Raw genomic sequence first — 18016 nt, forward strand, 5'->3', positions numbered from 1 at the left:
AACCACATTCCAGGCAGGTGCTCGCGCCGTCCTCTGAATGAGTTGTACGAGGACATCGCCGATCAATCAACGTCGTCGAGCCATCCCCAAGCGCGCCCGTCCCTTTCTTCGTTACGTTCAACTATCGTAGGCCGGAGGAGCATGATGAATACAGTAACCGACCGACCAGCGGTCGCGCGTCAGCGCACACCGCTCAATCGTTCGCAGATCGCAGGGTTCTGGGGAGCATGGGCCGGCTGGACGCTCGACGGCATGGACTCGTTCATTTACGCGCTGGTGCTCACGCCCGCACTGACCGAGCTGTTGCCGCGTTCGGGCTTCGCGGCGACGCCGTCGAATGTCGGCCTCGGGGGATCGATCCTGTTCGCGCTGTTTCTGGTCGGTTGGGGACTGTCGTTCATCTGGGGACCGATCGCCGATCGCTTCGGCCGCACCAAGGTGCTCGCCGCCACCATCTTCACGTTCGCGATTTTCACCGGGCTCGCCGCGACCTCGACCAATGTGTGGCAGCTCGGTATTTATCGCTTCATCGCGGGCGTCGGGATCGGCGGGGAGTGGGCGCTCGCGGGCACCTACGTTGCCGAGGCCTGGCCGGAGGATCGTCGCAAAATGGGCGCCGGTTATCTGCAGACCGGCTACTACGCGGGCTTCTTCCTCGCGGCTGCGCTCAATTACACGGTCGGCGTGCATTTCGGCTGGCGCGCGATGTTCCTGACCGGCGCGGTACCGGTCGTCGTCGCGATTCTGATTCTGCTGCGCGTGAAGGAGCCGGAGAAGTGGCAGAAAGCCGACGCAAAGACGGTGCGCGTGAAGCCGTTGCGCGAGATCATGGGGCCGGCTTACCGGCGTCGCACATGGGTCGCGTGCATTCTGCTGACGATCGCGATCATCGGGCTGTGGGCGGGCGCCGTCTACGAGCCGTCCGCAGTGATCCAACTGGCGGCGCGCGCCGGCATGTCCAAGGGCGATTCGATTCGCACCGCGTCGCTCGCGACCGGCTTGCTGTCGATCGGCACGATCCTCGGTTGTCTCGCGCTGCCGCCACTGGCCGAGCGCATCGGCCGCAAGATGACGCTCGCGGTGTACTTCGCGGGAATGGCGGTGTCGATCGCGGCGAGCTTCGGTTGGGCGTTCTATCTGCCGAACGGGCTCGCGCCGTTCATCGCGTGGCTGTTCGTGCTGGGCTTTTTCGGCGGCAACTTCGCGTTGTTCAGCCTGTGGCTGCCCGAGCAGTTCGAAACCCGTGTACGCGCGACGGCGTTTGCGTTCTGCACGTCGTTTGGACGCTTCGTCGGCGCCGGCGTCAACTTTCTGCTCGGCGCGGCGGTTCTGCATATGCAGACGCTCGGCGTGCCGATCGCGTTGACCGCGCTCGTGTTCGTGCTCGGCCTGTTCGTGATTCCGTTCGCGCCGGAGACGAAGGGCGAGACGCTGCCGCAGTAAGAACCGGGCGGGCGGCGCGCTTTACTTCGCGTGACTGCGTGCCCGCCCACCCGGATGGAGCAGCGTCAGCAACGGCCAGCCGAGATTGACGCCGAGACTCGCGGCGACGATCAGCGCCATGCCCGCCAGTTGCGAGAGCGATAGCGCACGGCCATACACGAGCGCATCCACGACGATCGCGGTCAGCGGATAAACGAACAACAGCACCGCGATCACTGGCGTGCTGAGCTTGGGCAGCGCGCCGTAAATCAGCACATACGACAATCCCGTGTGCAGCACGCCCATGCCGATCAGCCAGAACCACTGCATCGGACCGATATGCGTGAGCGTCAAAGGCGCGATGAGCGGCGCGATCAGCGGCAGACAGATCACGCCGACCGCGCATTGCGTGAGCGTCAGCAGATGCGGGCGCATTTCGCCGAGGCTCTTCGCGATCAGCGTGACGCTCGCATACAGCAGCGAGCCGAGCAGCGCTTCGCTCAAACCGATCAGATAGCTGCTGTGGCCTTGCAGGTTTCCGGCCGCGATCACGCCCGATGCGAGCACGAGCCCGACGAACGCCGTCGCGATCCAGCCGAGCCGGTCCGCGCCGAGCCGCTCGTTAAAGAGCGCCGCGCCGATCAGCACGACCCAGAACGGCTGCACATGAAACACGACGGTCGCGACCGCGATGCTGGTGCGATGAATCGCATCGAAAAAGCCGACCCATTGCATGACCATCAGCACACCGGAAATCAGCGCGAGCGCGACCGTGCGGCGCGTGAACTGCGCGCGCGTGAAAAAGCCCTTCCATGCGCAATAGGCGGCGAGCGAGAGAAAGCCGAACAGGCAGCGGAAGAACACGAGCGTCAGCGCATCGAGCCGCGCCTCCTCGACGAAAACGCCGATCGTGCCCATCAGCAGGCCGCCGCTCGCCAGCGTGATCGCGCCTTGTTGACGTGAGGTGAGGGACATGCGCAACGACTCCGTAACATGATGCCTGCGAGTATTGCGCCGCTTGTGGCCCGTTCACAAACGAATTAAATTGAGCAAATCCATAAGCGCGGTTGATAAATCGTGAACCCTGAATTCGACGTCGATCTGTTGCGCAGCTTCGTCGCGGTCGTGGAGGCGGGCAGCTTCACGAAGGCGGCGGCGAGCGTGCATCGCTCGCAGGCGGCGGTCAGCATGCAGATCAAGCGGCTCGAAACGATGCTCGGCACGACGCTGTTCGCACGCAACACGCGCAACCTGTCGCTGACGCGGCCCGGCAGTACGCTGCTCGAATACGCGCGGCGCGCGCTTGCGTTGCAGGAGGAGGCGTGGTCGGCGATCGTGCGGCCCGAGGTGACCGGGCGGGTGGTGCTCGGCGCGCCGGACGACTATGTGTCGTCGCTGCTATCGCCGGTGTTGCGGCGTTTCGCGACGCTGTACCCGCGCGTCGAGATCGAGATCGTCTGCGCGCAGAGCACGGCACTCGCGCCGATGCTCGCGGACAACAAGATCGACCTCGCATTCGTCACGCGCGACCGCAGGATGCGCGGCGAGTTCGTGCGCAGCGAACCGATGGTGTGGGTGGGGGCGTCGGTCGATACGCCGGTGCTGAAGGCCTCGCCGTTGCCGGTGGGGTTGTACGAGCCGGGCTGCGTCGCGCGCCAGCACACGCTGGCTGCGCTGGATGGCGCGCGCATCCGTTATCGCGCGGCGTTCAGCAGCGCGAGCCTGATGGGGCTCGTCGCGACCGTGGATGCCGGTTTGTCGGTGATTGCGCTGACGCGGTGCAGCGTGCCGCCGCGGCTCGCGATACTCGGCGACGCGCAAGGCCTGCCGAGAATCGCGCCGCTCGAAATCGTGGTCGCGCGCAGCGCGAAATCGGATCGGCCGACCTGCGATTATCTGGCGCAGCAGATGGTGCAGGATCTGTCGCTGCGGTAGCCGAGCGTGCCAGCCTTAGCCGTTCAGGCACGCGAATAGGCGGTCACTTCACCCTCGACCGCGAGCCGCACGCGCTCACCCGGACGCGGGCACAGATAACCGGGCACGCGCGCGCGCACCATCGCCCGCGTCGCGGACTGCAATTGCAGCGCGACGCTTGCGTCCTGCCCCTGGAAGATCACGTCAGTGACGAGCGCGTCGTGCTCGGCGCCTGTGCGCGCGGTTTCATCGGCGCGCAGCAGGCGGATCTGCTCGGGACGCACCATCACGTCGACCGCACCGTGGCCGACGGGCGCGACCAGTGCGAGTTCACCGAGCTCGCAACTCGCGCGATCCTGTTGCGCGATGCCCGGCAACAAGACCGCCTCGCCAATGAACGACGCAAGCTCGCGCGTCACCGGCCGGCGGTATAGCACTTCGGGCGTCGCGGTCTGGATCAGCCTCCCATTCCACAGCACCGCGACCTCATGCCCGAGCGACAACGCCTCGGACTGATCGTGCGTGACCAGCACGGCAGTCGCGCCGGCCGCGGCCAGCGCACTTGCGACCGCCAGGCGCGTTTCGACGCGCAGCGCGGCGTCGAGCGAGGAGAACGGCTCGTCGAGCATGATCAGCGTCGGCGCGGGTGCGAGCGCACGGGCGAGCGCGACACGTTGCTGTTGACCGCCCGACAGTTGCTGCGGCGCGCGCTCGCCAAAATACGCGGGCAGGCCGACCAGCTCCAGCAACTCAGCGACGCGATGGCGCGCGCGGCGCTGCGCGCGTGGCAGACCGAACACGATGTTGTCCGCGACCGACAGATGCGGAAACAGCGCGCCTTCCTGTGGCACGTAGCCGATGCGGCGTTGCTCCGACGGTACGTGCAGGTTGTCGCCGACGACGCGCCGGCCATCGATCTCGACGCTGCCGCCGTCCGCGCGCTCGAAGCCGCACAACAGGCGCAGCAGTGTGGTCTTGCCGCTGCCCGAGGGCCCAAGCAGCGCGAGCAGCGTGCCGCGCTCGACCGAGAGATCGAGGCCGTGCAGCACCGGGTGACCGTCGAACGATTTCTGCAGTCCGCGGATACGAAGTTCGCTCATGAAAATCCGAAGTAGTCGAACAAAAGCAGCGATGAAAAAGCCGGCGCGTGTCAGCCGCGCTCACCGAGCAGCGCCGAGCGGCCGAGCAGCGCGAACAGCAGCCCCGACGCGCACAGCGAGATGCCGGTCAGCAGCGCCGCATACGGCGCGGCGGCGGCGAACGCCATCGTCGACGTGTCGGCCCACACCTGGGTCGCCAGCGTTTGCGTGTCGAGCGGCGACAGCAGCAGCGTCGCGTTCAGTTCGGTGACGACCGAGATGAACACCATCGCCGCGGCAGCGCCGAGCCCGGGGCCCGCGAGCGGCAGCACGACGCGCACGAGCGTCTGCGTCCAGTCAAGGCCGAGCGCGCGCGCGGTTTCCTCGAGGCGCGGCTGCGCCTGCATGAATGCCGCGCGCACGCTGACGAGCGCGACCGGCATGAACAGGATCGCGTAGGCGACGATCAGCAGCGTCGCGCTTTGATAGAGCGGCTGCAGCGCATGCACGGCGAGCGAGACGATCGCGAGCGCAATCACGAGCCCCGGTACGCCCTGCGCGAGAAACACGGTGCGCTCGAACAGCGTCGCGAAACGCGTCGGATAACGCACCAGCAGAAACGCGAGCGGCACCACGAGCAATGTGGTCAGCGCGGCGGCCGCGAGGCCGAAACCCAGCGACGAACACGTCGCGTTCCACAGCAGTTCGGGCGATACGTCGGCGGGCGTCACGGCGGCCGCGCCCGGCTGCGTGAGCCAGAAGCCGATCATGCCGAGCGGTACGCCGAGCGTCGCAAGCGTCAGCAGCGCAAAGCCCGCGACGACGAGCCAGCGCCACCCGCCGAGCTCGTAGCGCAACACCGCGCGGCGCGTGCCGCGATCGACGCGCTCATAGCGCGCTGCACCGCGCACGCGAAACTCGAACGCAAGCACGACGAGGCAGATCACGATCAGCAGACACGCGAGCAGCGATGCACCGCCGCCGTCGAAACTGGTGCGATATTCCGCGTAGATCTGCGTGGTGAACGTATGAAAGCGCAGCAGCGTGAACGCGCCGAATTCCGATAGCACGCCGAGCGCGACGAGCAGCATGCCGCCGAGCAGCGCCGGCCGCAGTTGCGGCAGCACGACGCGCGCGAAACTCGTCCAGCGGTTGCAGCCGAGTGCGCGCGCGCTTTCTTCGAGTGCCGGGTCCATGCCGCGCAGCGCGGCGGCGACCGGCAGATAGACGAGCGGAAAATACGCGCAGGTCAAGACCAGCAACGCGCCGTTGAAGTCCTGCAAGTCCTCGCTCAACGACACCCACGCATAGCTCGAAATGAAGGCAGGCATCGCGAGCGGCGCGGCGCACAGCACGGCCCACGCGCGCCGTCCGGGAAGATGCGTGCGCTCGACGAACCACGCGGCGGCCGTGCCGATCACCGCGCAAACGAGGGTAGTCGTGACGGTGATCAGCACCGTATTGACGAGCAGCTCGCCGACGAGGGGCCGCCAGATCAGATCGAGCGCGTCGCCGATGCCGAAGCTCGCCGCGCGCCAGAACGTAAACGCAATCGGCAGCAGCACCAGCGAAGCGCTGAGTGCTGCCGCCGCAAAAAGGCTGCGCGGCGCGCGCGTCCGGCCGCGCGCCGGGGCTGGGGGGACAGCCGGCGGACCGGCTGACAGTGCTTCGCTCATTTACAGCAGGCCTGCCTGACGTAGCAGCTTGCCGGCCTGGCTATCGTCGCCGAGCTGCTGGATCGTCAGCGTGGGCGGAGTCAGTTCGGCAAACGGCTTGAGGATCGGGTCCGGCGCGACACCCGCGTGCAGGGGATATTCGAACATCACGTGGCTGTTGGCCATCAGCTGCTGTGCGCGTTCGCTGACCAGATAGGCGAGAAACTTCTGCGCGCCGTCCGCGTTGTGCGCGGACTTCAGCACGCCCGCGCCCGATACGTTGACGAGCGCACCGGCGTCGCCGTGGCCGAAGTGATAGATCGCGCTGCGGGTTTTCGCATCGCCGATTTCCGCATGCAGACGCGCCCAGTAGTAGTTGTTGATCAGACCGGCCGCGACCCCGCCGCGATTGACCGCGGCGACCACGCCTTCGTCATCGTCGAAGATCTGCGAGTTGGCTTTGAGACCCTTCAGCCACTCGAGCGTCTGCTCTTCACCCTTCAGGGCCAGCACCGCGCTCACGAGTGGCAGGAAGTCGGCGTCGCTCGGCGCGATGCCGACCTTGCCTTTCCATTCAGGCTTCGCGAGGTCGAGCACCGATTGCGGCAGTTGCGACGGCTGCAGCTTCGTCGTGTTGTATGCGAGCACGCTCTCTCGCGCGGTCACGGCGACCCATACACCGCTCGGCGAATTGAAACGTGCCGGCACCGCGCGGAGCGTCGCTTCGTCGACCTTCGCGAGCAGCCCCTTTTCCTCGAGCAGCATCAGCTCCGGCGAGTTCTCCGTGAAGTACACGTCGGCGGGCGAGGCCGCGCCTTCCGCGACGATCTGCGCGGCGAGCGCCGGGCCTTCGCCGTTGCGCACTTTCACCGAGATGCCCGACTGCTTTTCGAAGTCCTTCGCGAGCAGATTGACGACCTGCTCGTGCTGCGCGTTGTACAGCGTGATCGACGCCGAGTGAGCCGCCGACGGCATCGTCGCGAGCGCGGTGAGCGACAGCGCGGCCATGCTGCCGAGCGCGCGCAGACGGGTGGCAAACCAGGAATGAGCCATGTTGCAGAAGTCCGTTTTGATTGTGTTGAGTGAGCCAGGCGCTGCACGCCCGGCGTGCTTCATTTGCTGCATCACGTCTCGAACAGCCCCGCGCCGACGTACGAACCCGGCTTCGCGCCCGGCGGCACGACGAAAATCGCGCTGCCGACGTGGGTCGTGAACTGGTTCATCATGTCGAACTTCGCGAGCCGGTCGTTGATCGGGATGAAGCCGCTGCGCGGGTCGCTCTGGTGCGCGATGAAAATCAGCCCCGCGTCGTACTCGGTTTCCTGGCGCCACGGCGGCCAGCGCTCGATATAGAAGTTCGTGCCTTCGTTGTACGAATACGAGCGGCGCAGAATCTGCACGCCGTTGTTGCTCGCCGGATTCGACAGACGCACGTGCGAATTCTCGGGGATCACCGGGTTGCCGTCCTTGTCCTCGGCCTTCAGATCCACCGCGTCGAATTCATGCTTGCTGCCGATCGGCGCACCGCTGTACTTGTGGCGGCCGAACACCTGTTCCTGGAAACCGAGCTCGGTGTTGTCCCAGTGTTCGAGCGTGATGCGGATGCGGCGCACGACCGTGTAGGTGCCGCCTTCCATCCACGGCGCGTCGTCGGTGGCGCGAGCCCACACGAACTGGTTCATCAGCTCAGGCTTCGCGGTCGCCGGATTGTTGGTGCCGTCCTTGAAGCCCATCAGGTTGCGCGGCGTCTGAGCGCGCGGCCCGGACAGGAAACCGGCCTGGCCCCAGCGCATCGCCGCGACGCCGTAGGCACGGCGCGTCAGTTGGCGTACCGCGTGAAACGCAACCTGCGCGTCGTTCGCGCACGCCTGGATGAACAGGTCGCCGCCGGTCTTCTCCTTGATCAGTTGATCGCCGTTGAAGCGCGGCAAATCGACGAGCGCGGCGGGGCGGCGCGACGCGAGCCCGTAGCGGTCCTTGCCGTCCTTCGTGAAGAGGCCGGGGCCGAAGCCGAACGTGACGGTCAGACCGTTCGGGCCGAGGCCCAGCACGTCGCCGGAATCGGGGGCGGCCCGGTCGCCGCCGTCGTCGCCGGCGGGCAGCGCGAAGGCCGTGCCGCCTTGCGTCAGGCGCGCGGCTGCTTCGGTCCACGTGCGCAGCAGGGCGATCACTTCGTCGCGCTTGTCGGTGGTCAGATCGAGCGCGGCGACGTAGGTGTGGCTCTGCTGCGGCGTGACGATGCCGCCTTGATGCGGACCGTAGAACGGCTCGGCCGCGAACTGCGGATCGGCGTTCTGGGCGCTATGCGCGGGCGCCTTCGCGAGCGCGGGCGGCGAGGTCGCGAGGCCCGCGCCGAGACTCGCGCCGGCGGCGACCGCCGCGCCCCCCGCCTTCAGGAAGCCGCGTCGTGACGGCCGTGGGGGGTGATCGTTTGTCATGGTCAGTTCACCTTCTTGAAACCTGCGTGGGTGCCGCCTACTTCGCGAGCACCAGTGTGTTCACGTCGTCTTCGACGTAGTAGAAGCCGTCGCCTTCCGGCGTCATCGCGATACCGAACAGGTCGCCGTTGCCGGGGGGCGATTGCGCCTTGTCGGTATCGATCCAGCGTGCGTACAGCTGCTTGCCGGTCGCCGGATCGATCTCGACGACCTGGCCGTTCAACGCGTTGGTCACCAGCAAGTGGCCATTGGGCGCGGTGACCATCGCGAGCGGACGATGCAGCAGGCCGTCGGCGGTCAACTGGCGGCCGACGCCCGCGCTGCTGTCGCGCGTGAGCGGATCGTCGATCTCGGTGATGCGGTTGCCGATCGCATCGGACACGTACAGCAGCTTCTGATCGGCCGACAGCGCGAGGCCGGTCGGCCCGACGAGGAACACGCCCTTGTCGGCCTGTGCGCCGAAGCCGCTGCCGATCACGGTTTCCTGCTTCACGACGGGCGGCTTGCCTGCCGGCACGTCGAGGTCGAGGCGCAGCACGGTGGCCTGCTTGAACACGGGCGGATTGCCTTGCGCGTCGCCGACGCCGAAGCCCGCGTTGCTGACGAACAGCGTTGCGCTCGTGCCGTTGTCGACGACCGCCATGTTGCCCCACGGATCGTTGATGTTCGGCGTCGAGATCGTCGACGCGATCTTGCCTTGCGGGTCGATCACGATCAGGCAGCCAGCGCCCTTGGTGCCGGTCGTGCCGTCGTTGCTCGGCGTGCTGCCGACGATCACCCAGCCCGACTTCAGCATCGTCATCGCGGTCGACAGGCCGATGCCGCCCGGGCATTCCTTCAGATCGCGCGGCACGGTCGCGAACACCGTCATCTGTCTGGTGTCCGGGTGATAGTCGATGATCGTGCTGCCGGTGCCCTGCAGGTTCGTCGAGTTGTTGAAGTTGCCGACCAGCACGTCGCCTTTCTTCACGGTGCCCGCGCTGACCGGCGCGACCACGAGCGCGTACGGATTCTGGTCGCCGTTATCCGGCACGGTGTTGATCAGCGTCGTGTGATGCTTGATCGTTTCAAGGAAGCCTTGCGGCTCGGCCTGCGCGCTGGCGGCCATCGTGAGAGCGGCGGCGCCGGCCATCGCGGCGAGCAGGGCTCGCGCGGCGCGCGCCGCAAGCTTGCGCGTGAGTTGATTCACGATTGGGCCTCCGTGCGGGTGCACAAAGCGGGAGTGGCGGTGACGATAGAAAGCATGGGAAGTGCTGGTCCGGTTGCGTGGGGTGGCATGTGCTTGCGAGGATGAAAGCGCGCGGCGGGCGGCGTCAGAAGTTGATATTGGTCCGCATACCGACGACGAAGGTGTTGCGCAGCGGCTGCGTCGGGTCGTTCGGGTTCTGGCCCGCACCGGCGTTGAACGTGTATTGCGCGTCGGCCTGCAACTGCCACCACGGATTGACCTGGTACTGGTAGGTCGCCTCGAGCGTGGTTTCGCTGGTGCGCACGCCGTAGGGGCTGCCGTTGAATGCCAGGAAGTCCTTGTCGAGTCCGTTCACGTGACTGCCGACCTTGATGTAGGTCAGCGCGAGACCGGCGCTGTCGTTGTCACGGCCCTTGAACGGCGCCTTCAGCACGACGCCGAGGTTGGCCGCGACTTGCACGAGGTTGCGGTCGCCCGGCGCGCCCATCACGCGCGCGAACACGCCGAGACTGCGTGGTTCGTCGGGGTCGGGGCGCCACACCATCTGATCGGCGACCGCATAGAAGCTGTAGTTGCCGCTGTGATTCGCGGGAATGCCGGTCGACGCCGGATTCGCGAGCGACAGCCCCATGTTGTCGTAGCGCTGATCGGCGAACTTGTTGGTGTTGTACCAGACGCCGAGCTTGTAGGTGCCCGGCAGACCGCCGCCGCCCATGCCGACCATTTCGCCTTCGGCCGGCTGGTTGATCGAGTACTGCAACTCGCCGATCCACAACGCGCCGTTATGCAGGTTGAAGTTCGTGCCGCTCATGTTGTCCGGGTCATTGCCGAGCGGGTCGCCCGAATACACGCCGGCAAGCGCGGTCAACGAAGGGGTGATCTGGCCGCGCACGCGCACGCCGAGACCCGCGAGCGGATAGGCGGGACCGCCCGACGGCATGTCGTACGAGGGCAGCGCGGGCCAGCCGAACATCGTGTTGAGGAACAGGGCCGCATACGTGCTCGTGATGAATTCCTGGTCGAGACTCTGCTGACCGATCTTCACGTCCACGCGCTTGTTCAGGAACGACTGCTGATACCAGAGCTCCCACAGACGCGTCGCGTCGTCGGCCTCGATGCCGCTCGCGGTATTCAACGTGCCGAGCTTGTTCGCGCTCAGGTTCGCGCCGTGAATTTGCAGTGCGCTGACGTTGAAGAGGCCGCCCGGCAGGCCGAACGCCTTTTGCGTATCCATCTGCAAGGTCGCGGTGGTCAGGCCGTCGTAGTCGACGCCGCGCGCGAGACCGCCGCGCAGATTGGCCAGCACTTCGCTGGTTTCGGTCAGCGTGAAGGTCATGCCGTACTTGCCGAGCCACGGACGCAGGCCGCCCATGTCGCCGAGCAATTGCTGGCGGTTCCAGAGGCCCGTCCACTGGTCGGTTTGCGTCGCCTGAATGTTCAGGTCGGCCTCGGGCGCTTCCGGGTTCGCATCGGGATTGGCTTCGGCCAGCGCCGCGTGGCCGCTCAACGAGGCACACGCGAAGGCCGTGCACAGTGCGACGCGCCGCATCGAAGGCAAACGCGTACGATGAGTTGCGCCGGGACCTGCGCAAGCGTCGCAAACCGGACGCGCATTGGCACGCGATCCATTGAGTTGGGCGAACTTCATCGAAATCCTTATGAGTGTTGTTTCGATCGATGTGATCAATCTGCGACTGCCTGGCGCGACATCGCGTGTTGTCCCAGGCTGCCAAAGCGGTTGATGGCGTGATCGTACGCAGGCGTATTGCGGCAGTCAACACAAATGAGAACGATTCGCAACAATATTACTGGCATGTAATTCCCGGATTTACGGACTGCGTCTAAACTTTATGAGGACGTAAACAGATATTCATTGGCGCGTAATGAAAACGTATTGATGTAGTCAGGCCGAACGTGCGAAACGGCGAGGTGTCGAAGCGCACGAGTCACCCCGAAAGTCAAAGTAAGGAGGTAGAGATGGGCAAGCGCATTCTTCTGGTTTCGTTGCTGGTGAGTGGTGGTCTGTTGCTGGGCGGCACAGCGCACGCGCAGTTGAATCTGAAGCAGTTCGGCATCGGCGGGGGCGGCGATAGCGCGGCGGGTGCCGGGGCGTCGTCGGGCGGCGTGTCGCAGTTGCTGCAGAGTTACGTGGGCGCGAACCAGCAGGTGCTGAGCGGACAGTCGAGCCTCGCGTCGGCGATGGGCATGACGAGTGCCGCCGGCCAGGCGCAGCAGGCGGCGGGGCTGCTCAGCGGCGGCACGCCGTCGGTCAGTCAGTTGACGCAGGTCGGCAGCACCCAGCAGTCGCTGTCGCAGAAGCTGACCGATGCGTTCGCGAATCATGCAAGTGGCGGCGCGTCTGCGACGCCGGTCAACAAGGAAGCGTTCACGCAGGGTCTGTCGTCGCTCGGCAAGGGTGTGAGCCAGTATTCGAGCTTGCAGTCGGGGCTCGGCAGCCTCGGTCAGATGAGTCCGTCGTCGCTGCTGCAATCGGGCCTCAACCCGCAGACCGCGCAAAGCGCTTCGTATATCGCGCAATCGGCGCCGGGGCAGTTGCAGTCGCTGATGTCGACGCTGAGCTCGGCCGTGCAGTTCGCATCGAGCCACGGCATCACGGTGCCGTCGATCGCGACGTCGGCGTTGAAGGGCTTGTAGGCGCGTTTTCGCTTCGTCCCGCGCGCGGTCGAGTCAGCGCCGAAAGCCGCTATGACCGCGTCGAACCCGCAACCCAACCGGAATTCCGCCGATGTCCCACACCATCAATCTGGAAAGCTACTTCGCCCGGATCGGCTATCAGGGCCCGCGCGCCGCCACGCTCGACGTGCTGCGGGCGATTCACCGGCTCCATCCCGCCGCGATCCCGTTCGAGAACCTGAACCCGTTGACGCGCCGGCCCGTCAGGCTCGAGCTCGAAGCCGTCGAACGCAAGCTCGTGACCGAAAAGCGCGGTGGCTACTGCTTCGAGCAGAACATTCTGTTCGCGAACGTGCTGATGCAACTCGGCTTCCGGGTCACGCCGATGCTTGCGCGCGTCGTGTGGGGCCGCGACCCCGGCACGATTGCGCCGCGCACGCATATGGTGCTGCGCGTCGATATCTCCGGCGACGCATGGATCGCCGACGTCGGCTTCGGCGCCGTGACGCTGACCGCGCCGCTGCGGCTGACCGCCGGCCTCGCGCAGCCGATTCCGCTCGGCACGTTCCGTCTCGCCGACGCGGGGCGCGACACCGTCTATCTCGAGGTGCTGGCGCCGGACGAGAGTTGGACCCGCGTTTATCACGTCGATCTGCGCGCAGTCGAGTGGATCGACTACGAAACCTCGAACTGGTACACGTCGACGTCACCGGATTCGAAGTTCGTTCATAACCTGCTGGCGTGCCGCGTGTTGCCCGAACTGCACCTGGCGCTATTCAACGATCAGTTCAACGAGCGCGACGCACGAGGGCGGATCGTCAACGAACGGCGCCTCGCGAGCGCCGCCGAACTCGCCGACTGTCTGCGTGAGCGTTTCGGCTTGAATCTGGAGGACATCGATATCGCCGACGTGTTCGAGCGCGTGCGCACGCGCGATGAGGCCGCATGAGCCGACCGCTCAAGGGAGCCGCGATGGTCGCACGTCTGATCCTGCAATCGCTGGCGTGGCTGGTTTTCATGGGCGTGCTGCTGTTCGGCGCGGCCGGCACGCTCGCGTGGCCGGCAGCGTGGTGGTATCTGTTCGAGCTGGCTGTATTGAGCCTGTGGCTCGGCTTGTGGCTCGCGCGTCATGATCCCGCGCTGCTCGCGGAGCGGCTCGCGCCGTTCGTGCAGGCGCAGCAGAGCCGCTGGGATCGTGTGTTCATGGCCGCGATCGGGGCCGCGTGGTGCGGCTGGCTGATCCTGATGGGTTTCGACGCGATGCGGTTTCGCTGGTCCGCGCCGCTGCCGTCGTGGCTCATGGGCCTCGGCGCGTTGTCCGTGTTCCTGTGCATCTTCACGTGCCGGTTCGTGTTTCGCGCGAATAGCTATGCCGCACCGGTGGTCAAGATTCAGTCGAGCCGCGGGCACAAGGTCGCCGACACCGGGCCCTACGCGTACGTCCGTCATCCGATGTACGCGGCCGCGCTGGTGTTCTTCGTCGGCACGCCGCTGATGCTCGGCTCGTGGTGGGGGCTCGTGGCGCTGCCCGTGATGGCGTACGGGATGGGCTGGCGCGCGGTGCGCGAGGAGCGGCTGCTCGCCGGGCAGCTCGACGGCTACACCCAATACATGGCTCGTGTGCGTTACCGTTTCGTGCCGTTTATCTGGTAGCGCGTTCCGGCCGTCTTCCAGCGTCGAACCGGGTAAGATTGGGCCCGGCCGTCGGAGAACCGGCCACGGTGTACCTCATGTACCACCGGCGAACCACCGATGAGGTTTGGAGTGAAAACAACGACACAGGCGCGTATAGCGCCCGCCGCACAGGCCGAGCAGAAACAGCATTCCGCCGAACGCGATCGCGATCGCGACACGCCGGTCAAGGCGATGCCCGCCTACGAGCAGATCAAGCGCTACGTGCTTCAGCGCATCAGCGAAGGCGCATGGAAGCCGGGCGGGCTGATCCCTTCCGAAACGGAACTGGTCAAGGAGTTCGGCGTCGCGCGCATGACGGTGTCGCGCGCGCTGCGCGAGCTGACCGCCGAGCGCGTGCTCACGCGCGTGCAAGGCTCGGGCACCTTCGTCGCGCCGCAGCGGTATGAATCGACGGTGCTGGAGATCCGCAATATCGCCGATGAAATTGCCGCGCGCGGTCATCGTCATTCGGCGCGCGTGCTGACGCTCGAACCGAGCGACGACGCCGACGCGCTCGAAGCGCTCGGTCTCGCGAACGGTCCCGCGTTTCATTCGTGCATCGTGCACAGCGAGGAGGGCGAGCCGATCCAGTACGAGGACCGCTTCGTCAATCCGAAGGTGTTCCCTGAATATCTACAGCAGGACTTCTCGGTCGAAACGCCGAATCACTACATGGTGCGGCTCGCGCCCGTGCAACGCGCCGAGTTTCGCATCTACGCGCAAAAGCCCGACGCCCATGTGCGGCGTCATCTGATGATGGATATCGGCGAGCCGTGTCTGCTGCTGTGGCGGCGCACGTGGGTCGGCGAGAACGTCGCGACGTCGGTGCGGCTATGGCATCCGGCGTCGCGTTTTCATCTGGCGGGGACCGTCTAGTACGGTTTCTGAAGCGCGCGTTATCCCTGGCGCTGCGAGGTCTTCGGCGAAAAGCGGCAGCCGAGCCGGTAGCGCGAACCCGGATGCACGAAACGCGCGAACGTCACGGCGACGCCGCCCGTCCATGTGCGGCGCGTCAGCGTCAGGCACGGCTCTTCGGCGTGAATTTCGAGCAGCGCTGCTTCGGCAGGCGTCGGCAGCGCCGCGTCGACCACGTGTTCGAGATCGTGCATCGGCACGACCGTCAGCAGATACTCGGACGGCTTCAGCGCCGAGAAATCGTGCTGCAGAAAATCCGGCGCGACGGCCGGATTCACATAGCGATCTTCGAGTTGCACCGGCAGACCGTTCTCGCGATGCACGCAGATCACATGAAACACCGAAGCGCCCGGCGCCAGCCCCAAGGCGTTCGACACCGTGACCGACGCGGTCTCGCGCTGCAACAGCACCATATCGCAGCGATAAGCGTGGCCGCGCGAGCGGATCTCGTCGCCGATATGGGCGATCATCAATAGCGTGGACTGCGGCTTGTTCGGCGCGACGAAAGTACCGACGCCCGATAGGCGCGTGACGAGCCCCGCGTCGGCGAGTTCGCGCAGCGCGCGGTTGACCGTCATGCGCGAGACGCCGAGCGTCGCGACGAGGTCGAGCTCCGAAGGCAGACGGTCGCCCGCCTGGCGTTCGCCCGAGCCGATGATCTGGCGAATGTGCTGTTTGACCTGCTCGTAGCGCGCGGCCGGCGCTTCGTCGCTGCCGCGCGCGATTTTGGCCGCGGCGCTGGCCGCGCTGGCGGACGATTTGCCATGAGGCTTGTTGCGAACGGTGGCGCTCATAGGGGTGGGGTGTCGTCGGGGCCGCGCGTCCAGAACGCATTGCGGTCGAAGTAGTTTTGCAGAAACTGCCGCAGACGCGGCTGCGCGGCATCGTGAAACACGTCGCGCGGTTTGCCCTGCACGGCGATGCGGCCTTGATCGATGAACACGACCTTGTCGGCGACCTGCGCGGCAAAGCCCATTTCGTGCGTGACCACGGCCATCGTCATGCCGTCGCGCGCGAGCTGCTTCATCACCTGCAGCACCTCGCCGACCAGCTCCGGATCGAGCGCCGAGGTCGGTTCGTCGAACAGCATGATGTGCGGCTCCATCGCGAGTGCGCGCGCAATCGCGACGCGTTGCTGTTGACCGCCCGACAGTTTCGCCGGATACGCGTCGCCCTTGTGCGCGAGGCCGACCGTCTCCAGCATCGCGCTCGCGCGGCGGCGCGCTTCGCCGTGCGACAGGCGCCGCACGCGCAGCAGCGCTTCCATCACGTTGCCGAGCGCGGTCATGTGCGGCCACAGGTTGAACTGCTGGAACACCATGCCGACGTTGCGGCGCACGCGGTTGATCTCGCCCTGCGAGGCGCGCACGCGTTTGCCGTTGCGCTCGGCATAGCCGAGCAGTTCGCCTTCGATGCGCACGTCGCCGTGATCGTAGGTTTCGAGCGCGGCGAGGCAGCGCAGCAGCGTGCTCTTGCCCGAGCCCGACGGCCCGATGACGCAGACCACTTCCGAGCGCGCGATCTCGAGATCGACGCCACGCAGCACCTCGACATCGCCGAAGCGTTTGCGCAGATCGCGCACCTCGATCAGCGGCGCGACATTCGATGCGTTCGCCGTTGCGCTGGCGGACGGCGCGGAAGATTGCGCGGGGGAGGACATGTCGGCGATGGCGTTCATAGGTGTTCCGGAATCATGCCATGAAGCGTGCGAGGCGGGCTTCGGCCCACATGCCCGCGCGCGAGGTCAGCTCGACTAGAGCGAGATAGCACACGCACAGCACCAGCAGGGTTTCGACGAAAGCGAAGGTGGCCGAGCCGATGCCGGTCAGCACGAACGTCAGTTCGGGCACCGTGACGATCGACAGCACTGCCGTTTCCTTGCTCAACACGATGATCAGATTGGTCAGCGCGGGCACGATCAGCACCAGCATCTGCGGCGCCTGGATGCGTACGATGGCCTGCCAGCGCGTGAGTCCGAGACACGCCGCCGCTTCGAGATGGCCTTTGGGCACCGACTGGAAGCCGGAGCGGAACGCCTCGGCGAAATACGCGCTGCCGTAGAGACCGAGGCCGACGATGCCGGCCGTCATCGGTTCGAGCGTGAGGCCGATGGACGGGCCAGCGTAGTACAGCAGAAACAGCTGCACGAGAAACGGCGTGCCGCGCAGCAGCTCGATGTAGACGCGCAACACGGCGCGCAGCCAGCGTCCGCAGAACAGTTGCAGCACCGCGATCAGAAAGCCGATCGCGAGCCCGATCGCGACGCCCGCGAGCCAGCTGGCGAGCGTCGTCGCGAGGCCGGCGGCGATCGGCTGCACGTTGTGCGTGATGACGGTCGGGTCGAACGTTTGCATGGCGAGGTTCGCTTAAACGTGAGTCGATTCAGGCCTGCTGCAAACGGTGTTCGGCCGCATGCGCGACCAGCGCGAGCGAACCGCAGATCACGAAGTAGATGAGCCCGGCCGCGACATACGCTTCGAGCGGCCGGTAAGTGCTCGCGGCGATGTTCTGCGCGGTGCGCGTCAACTCGGCGACGCCGACCACCGAGATCAGCGAAGAAGCCTTGATCAGCAGCACCATTTCGTTGACGAGCGACGGCAGCGTCAAACGGAATGCTTGCGGCACCAGAATGCGCCGCAGCGTATCGAGCGGGGAAAGCCCGAGCATGCGCGCGGCTTCGAGATGTCCGGGCGGAATGCTCAGAAAACCGCCGCGCAGAATTTCGGCGATATACGACGCGGAGCACAGCGACACCGTGCTGATCGCGGCGACGATCGGCGACACGTTGATGCCGGCGAACGGCAGCAGGTAGTACACGAGCAGCAGCTGCACGAGCATCGGCACGCCGCGAAAGAAGAACACGTAGGCGCCGCCCGCGAGGCGCGCGGCGCGATGCTGCGACAGCCGCGCGGTGCACACGCCGATGCCGACGAAGAATCCGATCACGAGCCCCGTCAGCGAAATGCCGACGGTGGCGAGCGCCGCATGCAGCAGCAGCGGCAGGCCCTGAACGAAGACGGTCGTGTTGAACATGGGTCGCGGCCGATGGAAGGGGAAGGGCGACGCGCGCCGCGCTACGGCGAAACGATTGCACGT

17 protein-coding genes are annotated in these 18016 nt (G+C 66.1%); 6 read left to right on the plus strand and 11 right to left on the minus strand.

Going from position 1 to position 18016, the window contains the following annotated elements; translation table 11 throughout:
* The first annotated feature begins 144 nt into the window (after positions 1 to 144).
* Entirely contained in the window at positions 145 to 1443 is a 1299-nt protein-coding gene (locus tag OKW39_RS40675) for an MFS transporter (RefSeq protein WP_429565500.1), read from the plus strand.
* Positions 1444 to 1464: 21 nt separating this feature from the next.
* Here OKW39_RS40675 and OKW39_RS40680 read toward each other — a convergent pair whose 3' ends face one another.
* Entirely contained in the window at positions 1465 to 2397 is a 933-nt protein-coding gene (locus tag OKW39_RS40680; RefSeq protein WP_429565229.1) for a DMT family transporter, read from the minus strand.
* Positions 2398 to 2499: 102 nt separating this feature from the next.
* Here OKW39_RS40680 and OKW39_RS40685 point away from each other — a divergent pair, with 102 nt between their 5' ends.
* Positions 2500 to 3357 (plus strand): LysR family transcriptional regulator, encoded by an 858-nt coding sequence (locus OKW39_RS40685; RefSeq protein ID WP_090806141.1) that lies wholly within the window; start codon positions 2500 to 2502, stop codon positions 3355 to 3357.
* A 23-nt stretch (positions 3358 to 3380) separates the two neighbouring features.
* Here the strand turns inward: OKW39_RS40685 and OKW39_RS40690 are convergent, their stop codons facing one another.
* The 6 genes from OKW39_RS40690 to OKW39_RS40715 all read right to left on the minus strand — a co-directional run bounded on the left by OKW39_RS40690 (position 3381) and on the right by OKW39_RS40715 (position 11345).
* A complete protein-coding gene (locus OKW39_RS40690) occupies positions 3381 to 4436 on the minus strand; it encodes an ABC transporter ATP-binding protein (protein ID WP_429565230.1) in 1056 nt (351 codons plus the stop codon).
* A gap of 50 nt (positions 4437 to 4486) precedes the next feature.
* Positions 4487 to 6091: an ABC transporter permease gene (locus OKW39_RS40695; RefSeq protein WP_090806137.1), complete on the minus strand. Its 1605-nt coding sequence runs from the start codon at positions 6089 to 6091 to the stop codon at positions 4487 to 4489.
* A complete protein-coding gene (locus OKW39_RS40700) occupies positions 6092 to 7123 on the minus strand; it encodes an iron ABC transporter substrate-binding protein (RefSeq protein ID WP_429565231.1) in 1032 nt (343 codons plus the stop codon).
* Positions 7124 to 7194: 71 nt separating this feature from the next.
* Positions 7195 to 8508 (minus strand): iron uptake transporter deferrochelatase/peroxidase subunit, encoded by a 1314-nt coding sequence (gene efeB / locus OKW39_RS40705; protein ID WP_429565232.1) that lies wholly within the window; start codon positions 8506 to 8508, stop codon positions 7195 to 7197.
* 37 nt (positions 8509 to 8545) lie between these two features.
* Entirely contained in the window at positions 8546 to 9640 is a 1095-nt protein-coding gene (locus OKW39_RS40710) for a hypothetical protein (RefSeq protein ID WP_429555255.1), read from the minus strand.
* 181 nt (positions 9641 to 9821) lie between these two features.
* Entirely contained in the window at positions 9822 to 11345 is a 1524-nt protein-coding gene (locus OKW39_RS40715; RefSeq protein ID WP_429565233.1) for a carbohydrate porin, read from the minus strand.
* 329 nt (positions 11346 to 11674) lie between these two features.
* On the opposite strand from OKW39_RS40715, the gene OKW39_RS40720 reads away from it, so the two are divergent.
* The 4 genes from OKW39_RS40720 (at position 11675) to hutC (OKW39_RS40735) (ending at position 14881) form a co-directional block, all read left to right on the plus strand.
* The gene (locus OKW39_RS40720; RefSeq protein WP_184068386.1) at positions 11675 to 12352 is read left to right on the plus strand and encodes a hypothetical protein; all 678 of its coding nucleotides are present in this window, start codon (positions 11675 to 11677) and stop codon (positions 12350 to 12352) included.
* Between the two features lie 91 nt (positions 12353 to 12443).
* Positions 12444 to 13280 (plus strand): arylamine N-acetyltransferase family protein, encoded by an 837-nt coding sequence (locus OKW39_RS40725; protein WP_429334035.1) that lies wholly within the window; start codon positions 12444 to 12446, stop codon positions 13278 to 13280.
* Between the two features lie 23 nt (positions 13281 to 13303).
* Positions 13304 to 13984 carry a methyltransferase family protein gene (locus OKW39_RS40730; protein WP_429565501.1) on the plus strand — a complete coding sequence of 227 codons (681 nt, stop codon included), beginning with the start codon at positions 13304 to 13306 and terminating at the stop codon, positions 13982 to 13984.
* Positions 13985 to 14095: 111 nt separating this feature from the next.
* Entirely contained in the window at positions 14096 to 14881 is a 786-nt protein-coding gene (gene hutC / locus OKW39_RS40735; protein ID WP_090806124.1) for a histidine utilization repressor, read from the plus strand.
* Between the two features lie 20 nt (positions 14882 to 14901).
* Here hutC (OKW39_RS40735) and hutC (OKW39_RS40740) read toward each other — a convergent pair whose 3' ends face one another.
* From hutC (OKW39_RS40740) to OKW39_RS40755, 4 genes are read right to left on the minus strand one after another with little or no spacing between them, the layout of a single operon-like run.
* Positions 14902 to 15714: a histidine utilization repressor gene (gene hutC, locus OKW39_RS40740; protein ID WP_429565234.1), complete on the minus strand. Its 813-nt coding sequence runs from the start codon at positions 15712 to 15714 to the stop codon at positions 14902 to 14904.
* On the minus strand, positions 15711 to 16598 hold the full coding sequence (locus OKW39_RS40745) for an amino acid ABC transporter ATP-binding protein (RefSeq protein WP_429565235.1): 888 nt from the start codon (positions 16596 to 16598) through the stop codon (positions 15711 to 15713). Before OKW39_RS40745 ends, hutC (OKW39_RS40740) begins: the two co-directional genes overlap by 4 nt.
* A 13-nt stretch (positions 16599 to 16611) precedes the next feature.
* Positions 16612 to 17274, minus strand: coding sequence for an amino acid ABC transporter permease (locus OKW39_RS40750; RefSeq protein ID WP_429565236.1), 663 nt, complete (start codon positions 17272 to 17274; stop codon positions 16612 to 16614).
* A gap of 28 nt (positions 17275 to 17302) precedes the next feature.
* On the minus strand, positions 17303 to 17953 hold the full coding sequence (locus tag OKW39_RS40755; RefSeq protein ID WP_429565237.1) for an amino acid ABC transporter permease: 651 nt from the start codon (positions 17951 to 17953) through the stop codon (positions 17303 to 17305).
* Positions 17954 to 18016: the final 63 nt, after the last annotated feature.

The organism is Paraburkholderia sp. MM6662-R1, assembly GCF_050436245.1.
Classification (GTDB): domain Bacteria; phylum Pseudomonadota; class Gammaproteobacteria; order Burkholderiales; family Burkholderiaceae; genus Paraburkholderia; species Paraburkholderia tuberum.